Here is a 19,529-nt window from a genome sequence, read left to right on the forward strand (position 1 = left end):
ACACCCGGGTGGGCCCGGACCGGTCCGGGAGGGGCGCATTGACAACAGTGCTGGTCGCGCATTTCATCACAGCTGCGGTCGCACCGTTACTGGTGCGCCTCTGGGGCCGTAACGGCTTCTACGCGCTCGCGATCGTCCCGGGTCTGGCCACCGTGTGGGCCCTCTTCCAGCTTCCCGCCGTCCTGAACGGCGAGAGCCTCTCCGAGTCCGTCGCGTGGGCACCCCAGTTCTCGCTCCGGCTCGGCCTCCACATGGACGCCCTCGGCCTGGTCATGACGCTCATCGCCGCGGGCGTGGGCACGCTGATCCTGATCTACTGCGCGCGTTACTTCAACGACTCCGAGCCCGGCCTCGGACGCTTCGCCGGTGTGTTCGTCGCCTTCGCCGGGGCCATGCTCGGCCTCGTGCTGGCCGACGACCTCATCCAGCTCTTCATCTACTGGGAGCTGACCACGGTCTTCTCCTACCTCCTCGTCGGTCACAACGCCGAGGTGAAGGAGAGCCGCCGGGCGGCGATGACGGCCCTGACCGTCACCACCTTCGGCGGACTGGCCATGCTCGTCGGCATGATCATGCTCGGTGAGACCGCCGGGACCTACGTGATCTCCGAGATCGTCGCCGACCCGCCCGCCACGGGCCCCGTAGTCACCTCGGCCCTGGTGCTGATCATGATCGGCGCCATGTCCAAGTCGGCGCTGTTCCCCTTCAGCCTGTGGCTGCCCGCCGCCATGCAGGCGCCCACGCCGGTCTCCGGCTACCTGCACGCCGCGGCGATGGTCAAGGCCGGCGTCTACCTGGTCGCCCGCCTCACCCCGGCCTTCGGGGACGTCGCCGTCTGGCAGGGCATGGCCCTGTTCTTCGGCGTGGCCACCATGGTCTTCGGCGGCTGGAAGGCGCTGCGCCAGTACGACCTCAAGCTCGTCCTGGCCTACGGCACCATCAGCCAGCTGGGCTTCCTCATCGCCCTGCTGGGCACGGGCACCCGCGCCGCCGCCCTCGCCGGCGTCGCGATGCTGGTCGCGCACTCGCTGTTCAAGGCCCCGCTGTTCCTCGTGGTCGGCATCATCGACCACAGCACCGGAACACGGGACCTGCGCGAACTGTCCGGCCTGCGCCAGTCCATGCCCACCACCTACTGGGTCTCGATCGTGGCCCTGGCCTCCATGGCCGGTCTGCCGCCCACCGCGGGCTTCGCCGCCAAGGAACTGGCCTTCGGCGCCTACACCCACGGCGGCACCCTGGACACCGTGGTCCTGGTCGGGCTGGTCCTGGGATCGACCCTCACCGTCGCCTACAGCCTCCGCTTCCTGTGGGGCGCCTTCTTCGACAAGGAGGGCGTCCAGCCCACCCCGGTCCACGCCCCCGGCGCGCTCTTCCTCGCACCGGCCGTGGTCCTGGCGGCGCTGAGCCTGGTCGGCGGTCTCCTCTCCTACTGGGCCGACCCCCTCTTCGCGGTCTACGCCGACACGGTCCCGCAGGGTGAGCACGAGACGTACCAGTCCTACCTGGCCCTGTGGCACGGCTGGGAGCTCCCGCTCCTGCTGTCCGCGATCTGCGTGGTCGGCGGTCTGGTCCTCTTCTCCTTCCGCAACCGGGTGGTGTGGCTGGGCACCCGCCTGGCCTTCGTCAACCCCGAGCGCAACTACCGGCGGATGCTCGCCGGTCTGGAGAACCTGGCCCTCCAGGTCACCGGCAGCACCCAGCGCGGTTCGCTCCCCGTCTACCTCGGCACGATCCTGATCGTCCTGGTCGTGGCGGCCGGGATCCCGATGGTCTCCGGCCGGATCTGGGCCGGACCGCAACCGGAGCTCCGGCTCTGGGACACGCCGGTCCAGATCATCCCGGCCCTGATCATCGTGATCACCTGCCTGCTGATCCTGTTCGTGCGGCGCCGCCTGTTCGCGGTGATCCTCGTCGGCATCGGCGGGTACGGCGTGGCCGCGCTGTACTTCCTCCAGGGAGCTCCGGACATCGCGCTCACCCAGTTCCTGGTGGAGACCGTCAGCCTGGTGGTCTTCGTCCTCGTACTGCGCCGCTTCCCGTCCCACTTCTCGGCACCGGCCCTCAAGGGCCGCCGGATCTGGAACATGATCATCGGCCTGGCGACGGGTCTGATGGTGGCCACCATGACCTGGTTCGCACTGGCCGGTCGGTTGGAGCCCTCGATCTCCGAGGGCTACCCGGCCGCGGCGAAGGAGGCGGGCGGCTACAACATCATCTCGGTGCTGCTGGTGGACGTCCGAGCCTGGGACACCATGGGTGAGATCTCGGTGCTCGCCGCCGCGGCCGCCGGTGTGGCCAGCCTGATGTTCGTCCGGCGCCGGGCCCAGCCCCGCAAGGCCCCGGGCGGCGTGATGGCACTGTCCGTCACCCAGCCCCCCGAGCCCACCAACGGCCACGGGAGCGTGGACCTGGGCGACCTCCGGGTCGCCCCGCAGAACATGCACGTGAAGCCGCAGTGGAACCGGACCTGGCTGCCGGGTGCCGACAGCCTGCCGACCGAACGCCGGTCACTGATCTTCGAGGTGGTCTCGCGCTTCCTCTTCCCGGTGATCATGATCATCTCGCTGTACCTGATGCTCACCGGCCACACCGACATCGGCGGCGGTTTCGCCGGTGGCATCGTGGCGGGGCTGGCGTTCATCGTCCGCTACCTCGCGGGCGGCAGGTTCGAGCTGTACGCCACCGCGTGGGTGCAGCCGGGCGCCCTGATCGGCGCCGGACTGGCCCTGGCCACCGGCGTGGCGATCGGCGGCGCGATCTTCGGCGGCGACGTGCTCGCCGGGAACGACTGGTACATCAACCTCGGGATCCTGGGCAGCCCGCACATCACGGTCTCGCTGTTCTTCGACATCGGCGTGTACCTGCTGGTGATCGGCCTGATCCTGGACATCCTGCGCAGCCTCGGAGCCCGTATCGACGAACAGATCGAACGGGACGCCGCGCACGCCGAGGAAGAGGGCTCCGCGCCCGGAACCGCCGCCCGCGCAGAGGAGGTCACCTCGTGAGCGAGTCACCCAGCCTGACCCTCGTCCTCGTCATCGGCGTCCTCGTCGCGGTCGGCGTCGTGCTCCTGCTGGAGCGCAGCCTCACCCGTGTGCTGCTGGGCTTCATCGTGATGAGCAACGGCGTCAACCTGATGATCCTGGCCATGGCCGGGCAGGCCGGCGGCCCGCCGGTCCTGTGGTTCACGCCGACCAACGACGAGATGACGGACCCGCTGCCGCAGGCGATGATCCTGACGGCGATCGTCATCACCCTCGGCATCACGGCGTTCCTGCTGGCGCTGGCCTACCGAAGCTGGCAGCTGGAGGGCAACGACGAGGTCCAGGACGACGCCGAGGACCTCCGGATCGTGCAGGGCGAGGGCCGCCGCGCCGTGCGGCAGCGCTTCCTCCAGGAGCGCCGCCGACTGCGGGCGGACATCCGCCGCCAGCGCGCCGAACTCCAGGCGACCATCGCCGCGGCCGACGCCCAGGAGCTGGCCGAACAGGCCCGTATCAAGGCGGAGATCGCGGCGGCCCAGGCCGAGCTGGCCCGGTTCGAGGTCGAGGCCGAGGACGGCCAGGGCGACGAACGCTCCGAGGAGACCGTGCGCCGCCTGACCGACCGTCAGCAGAGCATGGTCAACCAGGTCACGGAGCTGCGCGGCCGTATCCGGCTGGGCCGCAGGCGCCTGCGTGAGCACCGGCGCGCCGACCGCGCCGCCGAACGCGAGCTGTGGCGCGAGCTGCGCCGCCGCATCCGTTCGCAGCGGCGCCAGGCCAGCCAGACCATGCGCGCCGAGCGGGAACGCCTGGCTCGCGCGGAGGACAGCGATCTGCAAGGGAACGACTGACCATGGGATGGGACTACTTCGCCGGAATCCTCCACTACCTCATTCCCCTGCCGGTGGTACTGCCGCTCTTCGCGGCCGGGGTCAAGCTGGCCCTCGGTATCCGCTGGCCCCGCGTCCAGCAGTGGCTGAGCGTCATCACCCTGACGCTGGTGCTGGTGATCGGCGCGGCGCTGATGGTGGGCGCCGACATGTTCGGCCCGCAGGCCGTCCAGGTGGGCGGCTGGGAGACGCCGATCGGCATCACGCTGGTGGCCGACCGGCTGTCCGCGCTGATGGTGACGGTGTCGGCGGCGATCACGCTCGCCGTGCTCGTCTACTCCATCGGCCAAGGGATGGCGGGCAAGGCCGAGGTGGCGCCGCTGTCGGTGTACCAGCCGACCTACCTGATCCTGGTGGCCGGTGTCTCCAACGCCTTCCTCGCCGGTGACCTCTTCAACCTGTACGTCGGGTTCGAGATCCTGCTGACCGCCAGCTACGTGCTGCTGACCCTCGGGGGCACGCAGTCACGGATGCGGGCGGGCGCCATCTACGTGGTGGTCTCGCTGGTCTCCTCGGTGCTGTTCCTCATCGCCATCGCGCTGATCTTCGGCGCGACGGGCACGGTGAACATGGCCCAGCTGGGCGAGCGCCTCCCGGAGATCTCCACGGAGCTGGCCCTGGTCCTGGAGGTCATCCTCGTGATGGCCTTCGGCATCAAGGCGGCGGTGTTCCCGCTGGCGGCCTGGCTGCCCGACTCCTACCCGACCGCGCCCGCGCCGGTCACGGCCGTGTTCGCGGGCCTGCTGACCAAGGTCGGCGTGTACGCGATCATCCGGGCCGAGACCCTGATGTTCCCCGGCACGCAGCTGAACGAGATGCTCATGTGGGTGGCGCTGGCCACGATGATCATGGGCATCCTGGGAGCCGTGGCGCAGACGGACATCAAGCGTCTGCTGTCGTTCACCCTGATCAGCCACATCGGGTACATGGTGTTCGGTGTGGCGTTGGGGAGCGAACTCGGCATGGCGGGCGCGGTGTTCTACATCGCGCACCACATCACCGTGCAGACCACGCTGTTCCTGGTGACGGGGCTGATCGAACGCAGGGGAGGGTCCACCTCCCTGGACCACCTCGGCGGTCTGGCCAAGATCGCGCCGATGCTCGCGATCCTCTTCTTCATCCCCGCGATGAACCTGGGCGGCATCCCGCCGCTGTCCGGCTTCCTCGGCAAGATCGGCCTGATCCAGGCCGGTGTGGAGTCCGGCACCCCGCTGGCCTACACGCTGGTCGGCGCGTCGGTCCTGACGAGCCTGCTCACCCTGTACGTCATCGCCCGGGTCTGGAACTACGCGTTCTGGCGGACCCCGTCCGAGGGCATGGTGGCCGAGCCCGGCACCGTGCTGGACGACTCCGAGGCCGACGACACCTCGACGGCGGCGCTCGGCCCGTCCGGCGAGGCGGTCGGCCCGTCGTCCCGGCTCGGTGACACCACCACCGCGACCGCCCCCGTGGTGACCTCGGTGGTCCTGCCCAAGAGCATGGTCGGCGCCACCATCGCGCTGGTCGCGTTCGGGCTGGCCATGACCGTGTTCGCCGGTCCGCTGATCGCGTACTCCTCGGAGGCCGCGGTCGAGCTGATCGCGCAGACGCCCTACATCGAGGCGGTCCTCGGATCCGGAGGTTCACAGTGAACGATCTGAAGACCAGGAAGAAGCAGGGAGCCCGGGCGATCCGGCACCGCCTGGGGAAGGTGCAGGTCCCGGTCGCCCTCGGCATGACCGTGGTCTGGATGCTGCTCTTCGACGGGTTCCAGCTCCGCACGGAGTCGCTGGGGATCGCCCTCCTCGGCTTCACGGTGTCCGTGGCGGTCATGCTGGTCTTCCCGCTGCCGCCGATCGTCCCGGGGTTCCGGTTCTGGCCGGTGCAGGGCGTGCGGATGTTCTTCTACGTCCTGGGGAAGATGGCCGTCGCCAGCTTCCAGGTGACGACCCAGGTGTTCCGTCCGGGGCCTCCGGTGCGCAGCTCGGTGGTCTCCGTACGCCTGCGCACCGACTCCGACCTGATGCTGGTGTGCACCTCCATCACCGTCTCGGTGATCCCCGGCAGTGTGATCGTCGAGGTCGCCCAACCGGAGCACGTCCTGTACGTGCACGTCCTGGGCGCGGAGAGCGAGGCCGAGGCGGAGAAGGCCAAGGCGGACATCCTGGACCTGGAGGAGCGCATCGTGCGCGCGCTCGGCACCCGGGAGAACATCGCCGATCTGGAGGCCGCCCTGGCCGCCGGGAAGGGGAACACGTGAGCGCGCTGTGGGTCATCGTCGCCGTCCTGCTCGGGGTGGCCGCGCTGCTGTGCACCGCCCGGCTCCTGCTGGGGCCGAGCATCCTCGACAGGGCGCTGTCCGTGGACGTCCTGCTCGCCTCGGCCCTGACCGGGCTGGGCGCCTACGCCGCGTACTTCCGGGACCCCACGATCCTGCCGATCCTGCTGGTGCTGTCCCTGCTGGGCTTCGTCGGTTCGATCAGCATCTCCAAGTTCGTGGCCCGGCGTCCCGAGGAGCACGTCCGCCCGGAGGACACCATCCACCCGGGGACCAAGGGGGAAGGGGAGAGCAGTGAGTGACCAGCTCGTCAACGTCCTGGACTGGATCGCGATCCTGTGCATCCTGGCGGGGGCCCTGCTGTCCCTGGTCGCGGCCGTGGGTCTGATCCGGTTCCCCGACCTGCTCTCCCGTATGCACGCCGCCGCCAAGCCGCAGGTCCTGGGCCTGCTGCTGGTGCTGGTGGGGATCGCCCTGCGTCTGGTCCCGCAGGAGGAGACCGGCACCTTCAGCATCGGCACGCTGATCCTGGTGGGCCTCTTCCAGGTGGTCACCGTCCCGGTCGCCGGTCACATCGCCGCCCGTGTGGGCTACCGGACCGGCCGCATCCGCGAGGACCTCGTGGTCACCGACGAACTGGCCGACCGCCTGGACGCCAAGCGCCGGGCCGAGAAGGCCCAGGAGAGCGGCGGTAGCACCTCGTAGCGGGAAGCGGAGAACGCGGGTCGGGGCCGGAGGAACGGTGTTCCTCCGGCCCCGGCCGTTCCCACGGCGGGCGTGCCCTCACTCCGCGCGCTCCGCCTCCTCGTCGGTCATCAGCCGCGACCTGACCAGGAACCGGTGGCCGGTCGGGGCCTCCACGGAGAAGCCGGAGCCCCGACCGGGGACGACGTCGATGGTCAGGTGCGTGTGGCGCCACAGCTCGAACTGGGACCGCGACATCCACACCGGAACGGGGTCCGGCAGTCCGGCGTCGAGGTCGCCCAGACGCACGTCGGAGCCGCCGGTCCGGAACTCCCCCACCGGGTAGCACATCGGGGAGCTGCCGTCGCAGCAGCCGCCGGACTGGTGGAACATCAGCGGCCCGTGTTCGGCGGTGAGCTCCCGGAGCAGGGCCGCCGCGCTCTCGGTGAGGGCGACCCGCTCCACAGGCTCGGCGCCCGCCCTCTGTGGGGAGTCGTCCATCAGAAGAACCCCTGCGCCTGTTCCGAGTAGCTGACCAGCAGGTTCTTGGTCTGCTGGTAGTGGTCGAGCATCATCTTGTGGTTCTCGCGGCCGATCCCGGACTGCTTGTACCCCCCGAACGCGGCGTGCGCGGGGTAGGCGTGGTAGTTGTTCACCCACACGCGCCCGGCCTGGATGTCCCGGCCGGCCCGGTAGGCGGTGTTGCCGTCACGGGTCCACACGCCCGCGCCGAGCCCGTACAGGGTGTCGTTGGCGGTCTTCACCGCGTCGGCGTAGTCGTCGAAGCGCGTCACCGCGACCACGGGGCCGAAGATCTCCTCCTGGAAGATCCGCATGTCGTTCCGGCCCTCGAAGACGGTCGGGCTGACGTAGTAGCCGCCCGCGAGGTCGCCCTCCATCTCGGCCCGGCCGCCCCCGGCGAGCACCCGGGCACCCTCCTGACGACCGATGTCGACGTAGGACAGGATCTTCTCCAGCTGGTCGTTGCTGGCCTGGGCGCCGAGCATGGTCTCGGTGTCCAGGGGGTCGCCCTGTCTGATCCGGCCGACCCTCTCCAGGGCGTCGGCCATGAAGTCGTCGTAGACCGAGCCCTGCACGAGGGCACGCGACGGACAGGTGCAGACCTCCCCCTGGTTGAGGGCGAACATGGTGAAGCCCTCCAACGCCTTGTCGTAGAAGGCGTCGCGCTCGGCGGCCACGTCCGCGAAGAAGACGTTCGGGCTCTTGCCGCCCAGTTCCAGGGTGACCGGGATGAGGTTCTCCGAGGCGTACTGCATGATCAGGCGGCCGGTGGTGGTCTCACCGGTGAAGGCCACCTTGCGGACCCGCTGGTGGGAGGCCAGCGGCTTGCCCGCCTCGACCCCGAACCCGTTGACGATGTTCACCACCCCGGGCGGGAGGAGGTCCGCGATCAGGTCGACGAGCACGAGGATGGACGCCGGAGTCTGCTCGGCGGGCTTGAGGACGACGGCGTTGCCCGCCGCCAGGGCCGGGGCGAGTTTCCAGACCGCCATGAGGATCGGGAAGTTCCACGGGATGATCTGGGCGACCACGCCCAGCGGCTCCTGGAAGTGGTAGGCGACGGTGTCCGCGTCGATCTGGGAGCTGTGGCCCTCCTGGGCGCGGACGGCCCCGGCGAAGTACCGGAAGTGGTCGATCGCGAGGGGGATGTCGGCGGCCAGGCACTCACGGACCGGTTTGCCGTTCTCCCAGCTCTCGGCCACCGCGAGCCGCTCCAGGTTCTCCTCCATCCGGTCCGCGACGCGGTTGAGGACCAGCGCCCGTTCCGCCGCCGAGGTGCGGCCCCAGGCAGGGGCGGCCCCGTGCGCGGCGTCGAGGGCGAGTTCGACGTCCTCGGCCCCGCTCCGCGCGACCTCGGTGAAGGTCCGGCCGGTGACCGGGCTGGGGTTCTCGAAGTAGCGGCCCCGGACCGGCCGGACCCATTCGCCGCCGATCCAGTTCTCGTAGCGGGGCGCGTACTCGACGACGGCGCCGGACTCACCGGGGGGCGCGTAGATCACCATGGCGCGTTGCCTCCTCGTGTTCACTGCGCGGGCGCGCGGGGCGCCCGGCTCCTCCAGGAACGTGGAACCGTGACGCTAGTGACCGGCAGGTTGCGACCACGTTGCGCGGTCAGGATCCGAGCCTGCGGAGCCGTCCCCGGAGGGCCGCGTGGCGGGGTGAGCCCGGGTCAAGGGCGCGCAGGGCGGCCGTAAGGACCCGGGGGTCCTCACGCCACTCGGGCCGCTCCGACCAGGCCAGGAGCGCCTGGGGGTCGGCTCCGGCGGCGAGCACCTCGCACACCTCGGCCTGGAGTTCCTCCCGGGCCTCGGCGACCCCGGGCGCCTCCGACCGGGGCAGCACCGGCCCCTCGTAGAGGGCGACGGCCTCGCGGCAGCCGCCGTCGGCCAGGAGACGTCGGACCTCGTCGAGATCGGTGGTGAGCGGTCGGCACAACCGGTACGGGCGTGAGGCCAGCAGCCCCGACCCCAGCAGGCGGCGCAGCCGGGACATCTCGGCCCGGACGGTGACCGGGGCGGCGTCCCGTTCGTGCAGCAGGGCGCCGAGGGCGTCACCGGTCAGGCCGCGCGGGTGGCGGGCGAGGAGCAGCAGGATCTCGGAGTGGCGGGTGCTGAGCTCGACGGTCCGGCCGTCCGCCTCGAACAGTCCGTGGTCGCGGCCGAGGACCCGTAGGCGGGCCGGTTCTCCCTCCGTGCGGGGAGCCGGAAGGAACCCGCTGGCCCGCTGCGCCCGGATCTCCATCTCGGCGGCCGTGGCGGCCGCCCTGACCAGGGCCAGCGCCTGCGGGGAGGCGAGGGGGTCCGCTCCGGTGAGGTCGAGGACACCGATCAGCGCGCCGGTGTCGGGGTCGTGCAGCGGGGCCGCCGAACAGCTCCAGTGCTGAACGCCCCGGCTGAAGTGTTCGCTGGCGAAGACCTGCACCTCGTGGTCGAGGGTGAGCGCCATGCCGGGCGCGCTGGTGCCGACCGAGCTCTCACGCCAGTCGGCGCCCTCGACGAAGTGCATGGCCTCGGCGCGGCCGCGCAGGTGGTGGTCGCCCTCCACCCACAGCAGGCGGCCGGACGCGTCCCCGACCGCCACGATCTGCGGCCCGGGCGCGGTGTCCAGGAGGAGGCGGCGCAGCAGCGGCATGGCCGCGGCGAGGGGGTGGGCGCTGCGGTGGCCGTGCAGGGCGGGGCCGGTGAGTTCGAGGCGGGGCAGCGTACGGTCGGGGTCCACCCCGTGCAGGACACTGCGCCGCCAGGACTCCCCCACCACCGGCCGGACCCGTCCGCTGAGCCGACCGGAGCAGGTGAAGCGTTCGTGCGCGACGGCCACGTCCCGTCGCAGGGCCTCGGGGTCGGTCTCCCATGACCACGCGTTCCATACCCCGGACATCGGCATCCCTTCGTCGCGACGGCTGGACCCGGCGGGTGTCCGGGCCGGGCCCCTGAGTCAATCCTCGCCGCCCGGTCCTGACAAGGGGTTCCGGGCGGAACCACCGGCGAGTTGCCCCGCGCACGTCACGTCCGTGCCCGAACGCGCCCCGGGCCCGGGGACCGCGCCGGTGATGGGCCTGGCTGGTACCGTCACCGATTCGACGCTCCCCGGACCCCGGGGGCCGCGCCGGGTGCCCCGTCCCGGGGGGGAGGACGGCCCCGTGTCCCGCCCGCGACGGAGGAATCCCACGCATCCACCTCTGTCACGGGATTCTGGGACACTGCGTGCATGAGGCGTCCCCCTCAGCATCCGCGCCCCTCCCCCGTCCCCTCCCTTCGTGCACCGGATACCTCCGCGGCGATCGTGTTCGGCTTGGTCACGGCCCCGCGCCGCGGGTCGGCGACGACCTCCGAGCAGTCCCCGCACCGAAACTGACCCGCGAAAGCAGGCCCCCATGTCGACCCCAGAGACCGGCCCCGCTCCAGAGGCCGGTTCGACCCCCGAGGCGACTCCACCGGCGGGCGGACCCCCGGCCGCCCCCGACCTCGGGCTGCCCGGGCCCCCGCAGGGCGCACCTCCGCCGCCGCCCCCGCACCACCTCCCGCCCCGGCCGCCCGTCCCCGAGCCGCCACAGGAGGAGCCGACGCGGGTGCGGCCCTCCCGGCACTGGTACTGGACCGGCACGCTCTTCCCGGTGAGCCTGCTGGTCAGCATCCTCCTGCTGAGCGGCAACCCCGGCGCCGCACCGGGTCTCGTGGTCGGCGGTGTCCTGACACCGATGCTGGCCTTCCTCGTCTCACTGATCACCTGCGTGACCGTGCTCGTCATCCGGTCCAGCCGGATCGCCCGTCGACGCGGGGAGCGGGCCCGGCGCGAGCACATGGCGTTCACGGGCGCGCCCGTGGGACCGCCGGTGTTCCACCCGGGGTACGCCCCGCCCCCGCCCCGGATCGAGATCCCCGCGGGGGACCTCCGCCCGCGCCGCCGTTCGATCCTGGCCAGCGCCCTCGTGCTGCCCGTCGGCGTCGCCGTGGGGGTGACCGCCATCGTGACGGGGTTCTCCTACGACCTGCCCCCGGAGCACGCCAGCGAGGTCATCCGGACCGGCGGCACGGTCACCTTCGAGGTCACCGAGGAGCAGACCGGGTCCCTGGGCCTGTACTCGAACGTGCCCCACGAGGACGAGGACGGGATCTCCTGCGTCCTGGACGGCGCGGGCGCCCCGAGGCTCACCGAGAAGGTGGTCGGGTACAGCCACGAGGAGTGGCGCCTGGTCCGGTCGGTCGAGTTGAGCGCCCCGGGCGAGTACGACCTGACCTGCACGGGACGGCCCGGCCTGGAGTACGTGGTCGCGGACACCGACGTCGCCGTCGCCTACGACAAGCGGATGATGGCCGGGTTCGGGACCCTGATGCTCTCCGTCGTGCTCGGTTTCTTCGTCTCGCTGATCCTCGTGATCACGCTCAGCGTGAAGCGCGGCGAGCACCGGAGCCGACTCGTCCGCGAGCACCAGGTCCGCGCCCAGCAGGCCTGGGTTCAAGCCCGGCAGCCGGGCCCGCCCCGGCACTGACACCCCCGGAGGGCGCCCCGGACCTTGCCCCGGGGTGGGCGCCGCACCGGTGTCCTCCCCGGGCACGGCCGGACGGGTTCAGGCCGGGTGGTCCGCGACGGGGTAGGGCGAGACCGTGCTGGAGTTCTCGTTGACCAGCAGGGAGCGACCGGCCGGGGGGAACGCCCGCTGCGGGCAGGCGGGGCGCTCGCAGACCTTGCAGCCCAGGCCGATCGGCGTGGCCGAGCCCGGGTCCGCCAGGTCCAGTCCGGTGGAGTACACGAGCCGGTTCGCGTGGCGGAGCTCGCAGCCCAGCCCGATCGCGAAGGTCTTGCGGGCCGCTCCGTAGCCCCCGTATCCCCTGGTCACCGTGCGCGCGACCCAGAAGTAGGAGCGGCCGTCGGGCATCTGCGCGATCTGCCGTTGGATGACGTCCGGGGCGGAGAAGGCCGCGTAGACGTTCCACAGCGGGCAGGTGCCGCCCGAGCGCGAGAAGTGGAAGCCGGTGGCGGACTGGCGCTTGGACATGTTGCCCGCCCGGTCCACGCGCACGAACGAGAAGGGCACCCCCCGCCGCCGGGGGCGCTGGAGGGTCGAGAGGCGGTGGCAGACGGTCTCGAAGCCCACCCCGAAGCGGTCCGCGAGCAGTTCGATGTCGTGGCGCTCGGCCTCCGCCGCCGCCTGGAACTCGCGGTAGGGAAGGATGAACGCGCCCGCGAAGTAGTTGGCCAGGCCGATCCGCGCCAGCCGGACCGCCTGCTCGGTGGTGAGCTCCTCCCCCCGGGCGAGTTCGTCCAGGAGGGGCCCGTGTTCGAGGAAGGCCAGCTGGGTGGCGAGCTGGAAGGCGCGTTGGCCGGGGCGCAGGTGCGCGGCCAGGGTGAGGACCCGGCGCTCGGCGTCGTACACCCGGTTGCGAGCGCCCTCGGCTCCGGGGGGCTGACTCTCCACCCTGACGCCGTGGCGTTCCTCCAGCAGACGCGTGAGGACGACGTGGGCGCGGCCCGGTTCGACGCCCTGCCGCCCGGCGAGGTCCTCCGCGCGTTCGTCGAGCTCCCCCACGTAGTTCTGGCGCTCGTAGAAGAAGTCGCGGACCTGCTCGTAGGCCATGGGAGCCACGGACGCCCCTCCGTCGTCCCGGCCCTCGGCCAGGGCGGCGGCCTGCCCGGAGACGTCCCGGTACCTGCGGTGCAGGTCCACCAGGACCCGGGCCACGGAGGGCATGCCGGAGGCCAGCTCGTCGAGTTCGTCCGGGCTCACCTGGTCGCCGGTGGGGACGTCGGTGAGCGCCTCCCGGAGCTCCGCGATCAGCCGTGAGGTGTCGCTGGTCGCGAAGAAGCCGGGATCGACCCCGAACGCCTCGGTGATCCGTAGCAGGACGGGGACGCTGAGCGGGCGCTGGTTGTGCTCCATCTGGTTGAGGTAGCCGGCGGAGATGCCCAGCTCGCGAGCGAGCTCGGACTGCTTGAGCGAGTGCTCCTGCCGCAGCCTGCGCAGCCGCGGCCCCGCGAAGACCTTGCGCACGATGGCCCCTTCCGTCCCCGCCAGGCTAACCCGAAGGTGTCTCGCCAGGCGTTAGCAGACTTGGCTGAATCACGCCTGCGGGTTGGCAGAACTCAGCAGGTTTCGCCCCTTCCACCAGGTGATTCGCCCATGCGAACCTCGGCTGCACAGAGACCACGTCGAGGGGATGAACATGGAGCAGCACCGCGTCCGGGTCCACCGGAGCTCCGAGGGGCCCGCCAAGGAGGAGCAGCTGGCCCACCGGATCGCGTCCGTGGCGGCCGACCCGGTCAGGGTCGAGCCCGCCGTGGTGGAGATGATCGGCAACCGGGTCATCGACAACGCCGCCGTGGCCGCCGCCTCCCTGCGCCGCCGCCCCGTCCGCAGCGCGCGGGCACAGGCCACCCGGCACCCGCTGAACCCCGGCGCGGCGATCATGGGCACCCCGCCGTCCACACGCGTCTCCCCCGAGTGGGCGGCCTGGGCCAACGGCGTGGCCGTCCGGGAACTGGACTTCCACGACACCTTCCTGGCCGCCGACTACTCGCACCCCGGCGACAACATCCCGCCGATCCTCGCCGTCGCCCAGCACCTGGGCCGGGACGGCCGCGCCCTGGTGCGGGGCATCGCCACCGGGTACGAGATCCAGGTCGCCCTGGTGAAGGGCATCTGCCTGCACGAGCACAGGATCGACCACATCGCCCACCTGGGCCCGTCGGCGGCGGCCGGGATCGGCACCCTCCTGGAGCTCGACACCGAGACCGTCTACCAGGCGGTCCAGCAGGCCCTGCACGTGACCACCACCACGCGGCAGTCGCGCAAGGGCGAGATCTCCAGCTGGAAGGCGTACGCGCCCGCGTTCGCCGGGAAGATGGCCGTGGAGTCCGTCGACCGCGCCATGCGCGGCGAGGGCGCCCCCTCCCCCGCCTACGAGGGCGAGGACGGCTTCATCGCCCGCCTGCTGAGCGGGCCGGGCGTCGACTACCTCGTGGAGCTGCCGGGCCCGGGTGAGGCCAAGCGCGGCATCCTGGACACCTACACCAAGGAGCACTCGGCCGAGTACCAGAGCCAGGCCCTCATCGACCTGGCCCGACGTCTGGGCCCGAGGATCGGGGACACCGCGCGGGTCCGTTCCGTGACGATCCACACCAGCCACCACACGCACCACGTGATCGGCACCGGTTCGGGCGACCCGCAGAAGATGGACCCCCGGGCCAGCCGGGAGACCCTGGACCACTCCATCCCCTACATCTTCGCCGTCGCCCTCCAGGACGGCGAGTGGCACCACGAGCGCTCCTACGCCCCCGAGCGCGCCCAGCGTCCGGACACCGTGGAGCTGTGGCACCGGATCAGCACGGTCGAGGACCCGGAGTGGACCCGCCGCTACCACGCGACGGACCCGAAGGAGAAGGCCTTCGGCGGCCGTGTGGTGGTGGAGATGGCGGACGGCTCCGTGATCGAGGACGAGATCGCGATGGCCGACGCCCACCCGCTCGGTGACCGTCCCTTCACCCGCCCTGACTACGTCGCCAAGTTCCGTGCCCTCTCCGAGGGGATCGTCGCCCGCGCCGAGCAGGACCGCTTCCTGGACCTGGTCGAACGCCTGCCCGAGCTCACCACCGACGAGGTCCGCCAGCTGTCCTTCATGGAGGACCCCGACACCGCGCCGGGCGACCTGCCGACCTCCAAGGGGATCTTCTGATGCCGCACACGCCTCCGACGACGCCTTCGCCGAAGGCGTCCCCGACTTCACGATCCGAACGGATGTGGTGAGCATGACCGACACGGCGATCCGCAAGGGCCTGGCCGGGGTGGTGGTCGACACCACCGAGATCTCCATGGTCGACGAGGCCTCCAACTCGCTGACCTACCGCGGCTACCCGGTGCAGGACCTGGCCGCCTCGTGCACGTTCGAGGAGGTCGCGTACCTGCTCTGGTACGGGGAGCTGCCGACGGCGGGCCAGCTGCGCGAGTTCACCGCACGGGAGCGGGCCAACCGCGCCCTGGACCGGCACACCCTGGACCTGCTGCGCCGCCTCCCGGAGACCGCGCACCCCATGGACGTGCTGCGTACCGCCATCAGCTACCTGGGCGCGGACGACCCCGCCGAGGACGACGCCTCGGTGGCGGCCAACCGGGCCAAGGCCGAGGCCATGCTGGCCAAGCTGCCCACGGTGGTCGCCGCCGACCACCGGCGGCGCCGGGGGCTGGACCCGATCCAGCCGGACCCGGGCCTGGGGCACGCCGAGAACTTCTTCCACATGTGCTTCGGAAGGGTCCCCGAGCCCGAGGTGGTGCGCTGCTTCGAGGTGTCGATGATCCTCTACGCCGAGCACAGCTTCAACGCCTCCACCTTCACCGCCCGGGTGGTGACCTCCACCCTGTCGGACATCTACAGCTCCGTGACGGCGGCGATCGGCGCCCTGAAGGGTTCGCTGCACGGCGGCGCCAACGAGGCCGTCATGCACATGCTCCAGGAGATCGGTTCGGCGGAGCGCGCCTCCGACTGGCTGGACACCGCCCTGGCCGAGAAGCGGAAGATCATGGGCTTCGGGCACCGCGTGTACAAGCACGGGGACTCCCGGGTGCCGACCATGCGCGCGGCGCTGGACCGGATGGCCGCGCTCAGGGGTGCCGAGGAGCTCATGGAGCTGTACGGAGCCCTGGAGGCGGAGATGGTGGCCCGCAAGGGCATCCACCCGAACCTGGACTACCCGGCGGGCCCCGCCTACCACCTGATGGGGTTCGAGGTCCCGACCTTCACGCCGCTGTTCGTGATGGCCCGGATCACCGGGTGGACCGCGCACATCCTGGAGCAGCAGGAGGCCAACGCGCTCATCCGTCCTCTGAGCAGCTACACGGGGCGCGAGCGCCGTCCGGTGCCGCTGCCCGCCCAGCGCCTGGCGGGCTGACCGCCGCCGGGACACCCCGGCCCGGCCCGGTCTCCCTCGGGGCCGGGCCGACGGTGTCACCGCCCCGTGACACGTCCGCGCGAGGGCACCGTGACGCGGAGGGGCCGCCCGTGGTGCGGGCCCCGGTTCGCCGCGTGTGGGGAGATTCCTCCCATGGGACGCCCCCCGCTGGGTAGTGTCCGGGGGAGACCGCGGGCCGAGGACGGGAGCGTGCCGGATGAGCGCAGAGCGTGGGGAACACGTGAGCACCGACGAGGCCAGGGAGGCGTCCGCGCGGCTGTGGTCGCTGGCCAGCCCGGTCACCCCGATGGCGATCCGGGCGGTGGCCACGCTGAGGGTCGCGGACCACCTGGCCGAGGGGCCGCGCACGGCCGCCGAGCTCGGCGCGGCGGTCGGGGCGGACCCGGACGGCCTGGCACGGGTGCTGCGGTACCTGGCCGGGGAGGGCCTGTTCACCCTGGAGGGGGACCGGTTCGCGCTCACGACGGTCGGGGACTGCCTGCGGACGGACCACCCGTACTCCCGGCTCCCCTGGTTCGCCGGGGACGGCGCACACGGGCGCGCCGACCTGTGTCTGTCCGAGCTGGCCGAGGCGCTGCGCACCGGCCGGAGCGCCTACTCCCTGCGTTTCGGCGGCTCCGGTTTCTGGGAGGACCTGTCCGCCGATCCGGAGCTGTCCCGGTCCTTCGACGAGCTCATGAGCGGCCGGATGGTCAACCACTCCGAGACCATCGCGGAGATGTACGAGTGGCAGGCGCTGGACCACGTCGTGGACGTGGGCGGCGGCAACGGCGCGCTGCTGCTCACCCTGCTGGAGCGCTTCCCCCGGCCGCGCGGGACCGTGGTGGACCTGCCCGGTCCGGTGGCTGCGGCGCGCGCGAACTTCCGGGAGGCGGGTCTGGCCGACCGCGCCGACGCCGTCGCGGGGAGCTTCTTCGATCCGCTTCCGGTGACCGGCGACGCCTTCGTGCTGGGGTGGATCCTGCACGACTGGGACGACGCGTCGGCCGTGACGATCCTGCGGCGGTGCGCGGAGGCGGCCGGTCCGACCGGGACGGTGCTGGTGGCCGAGCACGCCGCCGAGGACGTGGTGAGCGAGCTGGACCTGCGGATGCTGGCCTTCTTCCAGGGCCGGGAGCGGAGCACCGACGAACTGGCGGCCCTGGCCGAACGGGCGGGGTTGTGTGTCGCCGGGAGCCACCGGCACAAGGGGGTCGCCCTGGTGGAGCTGACCCCCGGCCACCCGATGTGATCTACGCCACATACACCTCCGTCACCACGGGTAACGTGATCACCACGTAATTCCCGCCGCTGACCCCGTTGACGCGGATGCCCCCGGGCTGGCTCCATGGTGCGCACCTCTTCACACCCGCTACTGAGGAGTTCGTACATGATCAACCGCAGGCTCTTCCTGGGCGGCGCCACGATCGCCGCCGGAGCTCCCCTGCTCGGCGCGACCGGTTGCGCCACCAGCCCCCAGAGCATCACCCCCGTCTCGAACACGGCCAACCTGGGAGCGCTCCCGGTTAGCGTGACCAACAACAGCGGCCGCTTCGGGGACGACGAGGTCCTCGTCTACGTCGTCGGCACCGACCTCGTCGACGACGTCCACTGCCGGGTCGACGCCGAGGGCACGCCCCACCCCGTCAGCGTGGACGACAACACCGACGACGGCTACACGGACTACTCGATCCCCCTGGGCGCCCTCTCCGGCATGACGCTCCCGTACATGTCCGGCCGGATCTACTTCGCCATGGGCGGGAAGCTCGGCATCCGGATCGTGGAGGACGGTGACGGGAACCCCGCCCTCCAGCTCCCCGCCGGCTGGGTCGAGGACGACCACGGCTTCGACGTCCTGCACGACTCGGTGGAGTTCACCCACAACGAGGACGGCATGTTCTGCAACACCTCGATGGTGGACCAGTTCAGCGTGCCGATCGGTATCCGGCTGACCGGGAACGAGGACCAGAGCACCGGTTTCCTGCTGCCCGGCGGACGCGACGCGATCTTCGAGACCCTCGCCGCCGACCCGGACTTCTCACCGCTGGTCTACGACAGCCACCGGATCATCGCCCCCGGCCACGGGCTCGACGCGGGGATCTTCCCCACCGACTACTTCGACCCGTACGTGGACCAGGTGTGGTCGCACTACGCGGGCACCGACCTCAGCGTCACGACCAACGCCGGGACCTTCACCGGCCGGGTGCAGGGCGACGAGCTGCTGTTCGACGGCGGGGTCTCCCCCATCGCCCGGCCCAGCACCCGGGACGTGTTCTTCTGCGACGGCGCCCTGGCCGCGCCCAACGACGGGATCACCGGCCCCGTGGCGGCGATCGTGGGGGCGGCGCTCAACCGCGCCACCCTGCTGGACCACGCGGCCCAGCCCACCAACGACCCGGCCGAGTTCTACCTGGCCGACATCGCCAACCGCTACGCCGGGACCTTCCACGAGCACACCGAGGACGGCAAGGCGTACGGGTTCGCCTTCGACGACGTCGAGGACTTCGCGTCCTACATCCAGGACCACGGCCCGTCGGGACTGGAGATCACCCTGACGCCGTTCTAGGGACCTGACGGCGCTCCAGGAAGCCGCCACGGCGCGGCCCCACGAACGCGCGCCCCGGACGACCGGTCTGATGGGAGGCCGGGCGGCCGGGGCGCGCACCTCCCTGTCAGCCGGTCGGGGCGGGGACGGCTCCGTCAGGCTTCCCGGTCTCCGTCCCCGGCCGGCTCAGCGGGTCGGGTGCTCGGTCTCCTCGTACCAGCGCCTGGCGGACTCGCCCTCGTTGAGGATGAGGACGACGACCATGAGCACGAGGCCGACGATGCCGCTCTCCCCGGTCAGCATGTTGATCAGCGCGGAGGTGACGCCGACCCCCACCACCACGCGCACCAGGGTCCGGGTGCGGTGTCCGCCCCGACCGACGGTGGCGGCCACGTAGACGTAGAAGACGGTCGTCGCGAGGGCCACGAGCATCAACAGCCAGAAGGCGCCGGGGCTCACTCCGGTGGCGCTCTCCAGCTGCCCCGAACTCACCGCGCTCACACCCACCAGGGCCAGCAGGAGGGCGAGGCCGGCGATGCCGGACATGACGAAGAGGATGACCTGGACGGCCGTGAGCGCGCCGGGTTTGGGATTCATGGGGGATGCAGCTCCGTGCTGGGGTGACGATCGTCCGGGACCTCGTCCCGGGCCTGACCCTCCGTGAGACGCCTCGCGGAGGACCCTGGTTCCGCCCTCCGTGCCGGTCCCGATCACCCGGACGACGCGCGGCCCGGGTCCCCTCGGGTCACCCGGGCCGCGTCCGC

General features: G+C 71.5%; 16 protein-coding genes. 11 read left to right on the forward strand and 5 right to left on the reverse strand.

All coding sequences use genetic code 11. The features are described from left to right. Positions 1-47 precede the first annotated feature (47 nt). From ACFW3L_RS11305 to mnhG, 6 genes are read left to right on the forward strand one after another with little or no spacing between them, the layout of a single operon-like run. Positions 48-3,008, forward strand: coding sequence for a Na+/H+ antiporter subunit A (locus tag ACFW3L_RS11305; RefSeq protein ID WP_378739066.1), 2,961 nt, complete (start codon positions 48-50; stop codon positions 3,006-3,008). Next, the gene (locus ACFW3L_RS11310; protein ID WP_378738946.1) at positions 3,005-3,838 is read left to right on the forward strand and encodes a Na(+)/H(+) antiporter subunit C; all 834 of its coding nucleotides are present in this window, start codon (positions 3,005-3,007) and stop codon (positions 3,836-3,838) included. The genes ACFW3L_RS11305 and ACFW3L_RS11310 overlap by 4 nt, the downstream gene beginning before the upstream one ends. Before the next feature lie 2 nt (positions 3,839-3,840). Beyond that, entirely contained in the window at positions 3,841-5,508 is a 1,668-nt protein-coding gene (locus ACFW3L_RS11315; RefSeq protein WP_378738949.1) for a Na+/H+ antiporter subunit D, read from the forward strand. Continuing rightward, a complete protein-coding gene (locus tag ACFW3L_RS11320; protein WP_378738951.1) occupies positions 5,505-6,116 on the forward strand; it encodes a Na+/H+ antiporter subunit E in 612 nt (203 codons plus the stop codon). The genes ACFW3L_RS11315 and ACFW3L_RS11320 overlap by 4 nt, the downstream gene beginning before the upstream one ends. Beyond that, the gene (locus tag ACFW3L_RS11325; protein ID WP_378738953.1) at positions 6,113-6,436 is read left to right on the forward strand and encodes a monovalent cation/H+ antiporter complex subunit F; all 324 of its coding nucleotides are present in this window, start codon (positions 6,113-6,115) and stop codon (positions 6,434-6,436) included. The genes ACFW3L_RS11320 and ACFW3L_RS11325 overlap by 4 nt, the downstream gene beginning before the upstream one ends. Beyond that, the gene (gene mnhG / locus ACFW3L_RS11330) at positions 6,429-6,839 is read left to right on the forward strand and encodes a monovalent cation/H(+) antiporter subunit G (protein ID WP_378738955.1); all 411 of its coding nucleotides are present in this window, start codon (positions 6,429-6,431) and stop codon (positions 6,837-6,839) included. The genes ACFW3L_RS11325 and mnhG overlap by 8 nt, the downstream gene beginning before the upstream one ends. A 78-nt stretch (positions 6,840-6,917) precedes the next feature. Here mnhG and ACFW3L_RS11335 read toward each other — a convergent pair whose 3' ends face one another. The 3 genes from ACFW3L_RS11335 to ACFW3L_RS11345 form a co-directional block, all read right to left on the reverse strand. Further along, the gene (locus tag ACFW3L_RS11335) at positions 6,918-7,319 is read right to left on the reverse strand and encodes a DUF779 domain-containing protein (RefSeq protein ID WP_378738957.1); all 402 of its coding nucleotides are present in this window, start codon (positions 7,317-7,319) and stop codon (positions 6,918-6,920) included. Next, the gene (locus ACFW3L_RS11340) at positions 7,319-8,842 is read right to left on the reverse strand and encodes an aldehyde dehydrogenase family protein (protein ID WP_378738959.1); all 1,524 of its coding nucleotides are present in this window, start codon (positions 8,840-8,842) and stop codon (positions 7,319-7,321) included. The genes ACFW3L_RS11335 and ACFW3L_RS11340 overlap by 1 nt, the downstream gene beginning before the upstream one ends. Before the next feature lie 109 nt (positions 8,843-8,951). Beyond that, positions 8,952-10,217 (reverse strand): GAF domain-containing protein, encoded by a 1,266-nt coding sequence (locus ACFW3L_RS11345; RefSeq protein ID WP_378738961.1) that lies wholly within the window; start codon positions 10,215-10,217, stop codon positions 8,952-8,954. Positions 10,218-10,713: 496 nt separating this feature from the next. On the opposite strand from ACFW3L_RS11345, the gene ACFW3L_RS11350 reads away from it, so the two are divergent. Beyond that, positions 10,714-11,829: a hypothetical protein gene (locus ACFW3L_RS11350; protein ID WP_378738963.1), complete on the forward strand. Its 1,116-nt coding sequence runs from the start codon at positions 10,714-10,716 to the stop codon at positions 11,827-11,829. A 78-nt stretch (positions 11,830-11,907) separates the two neighbouring features. On the opposite strand, the gene ACFW3L_RS11355 is transcribed toward ACFW3L_RS11350, so the two are convergent. Beyond that, complete coding sequence (locus ACFW3L_RS11355) at positions 11,908-13,329, reverse strand: short-chain fatty acyl-CoA regulator family protein (RefSeq protein WP_378738965.1); 1,422 nt, start codon at positions 13,327-13,329, stop codon at positions 11,908-11,910. Positions 13,330-13,501: 172 nt separating this feature from the next. Here ACFW3L_RS11355 and ACFW3L_RS11360 point away from each other — a divergent pair, with 172 nt between their 5' ends. The 4 genes from ACFW3L_RS11360 to ACFW3L_RS11375 all read left to right on the forward strand — a co-directional run bounded on the left by ACFW3L_RS11360 (position 13,502) and on the right by ACFW3L_RS11375 (position 18,786). Continuing rightward, positions 13,502-15,010 (forward strand): MmgE/PrpD family protein, encoded by a 1,509-nt coding sequence (locus ACFW3L_RS11360; protein ID WP_378738967.1) that lies wholly within the window; start codon positions 13,502-13,504, stop codon positions 15,008-15,010. A gap of 73 nt (positions 15,011-15,083) precedes the next feature. After that, entirely contained in the window at positions 15,084-16,220 is a 1,137-nt protein-coding gene (locus tag ACFW3L_RS11365; RefSeq protein ID WP_378738969.1) for a bifunctional 2-methylcitrate synthase/citrate synthase, read from the forward strand. 217 nt (positions 16,221-16,437) lie between these two features. Continuing rightward, positions 16,438-17,472 (forward strand): methyltransferase, encoded by a 1,035-nt coding sequence (locus tag ACFW3L_RS11370; protein WP_378738971.1) that lies wholly within the window; start codon positions 16,438-16,440, stop codon positions 17,470-17,472. Positions 17,473-17,610: 138 nt separating this feature from the next. Beyond that, on the forward strand, positions 17,611-18,786 hold the full coding sequence (locus tag ACFW3L_RS11375; protein ID WP_378738974.1) for a beta-1,3-glucanase family protein: 1,176 nt from the start codon (positions 17,611-17,613) through the stop codon (positions 18,784-18,786). 165 nt (positions 18,787-18,951) lie between these two features. Here the strand turns inward: ACFW3L_RS11375 and ACFW3L_RS11380 are convergent, their stop codons facing one another. After that, a complete protein-coding gene (locus tag ACFW3L_RS11380) occupies positions 18,952-19,362 on the reverse strand; it encodes a hypothetical protein (RefSeq protein ID WP_378738976.1) in 411 nt (136 codons plus the stop codon). Positions 19,363-19,529 lie beyond the last annotated feature (167 nt).

Origin of the sequence: Nocardiopsis sp. NPDC058789 (assembly GCF_042745575.1) — a bacterium.
Lineage (GTDB): Bacteria > Actinomycetota > Actinomycetes > Streptosporangiales > Streptosporangiaceae > Nocardiopsis > Nocardiopsis eucommiae.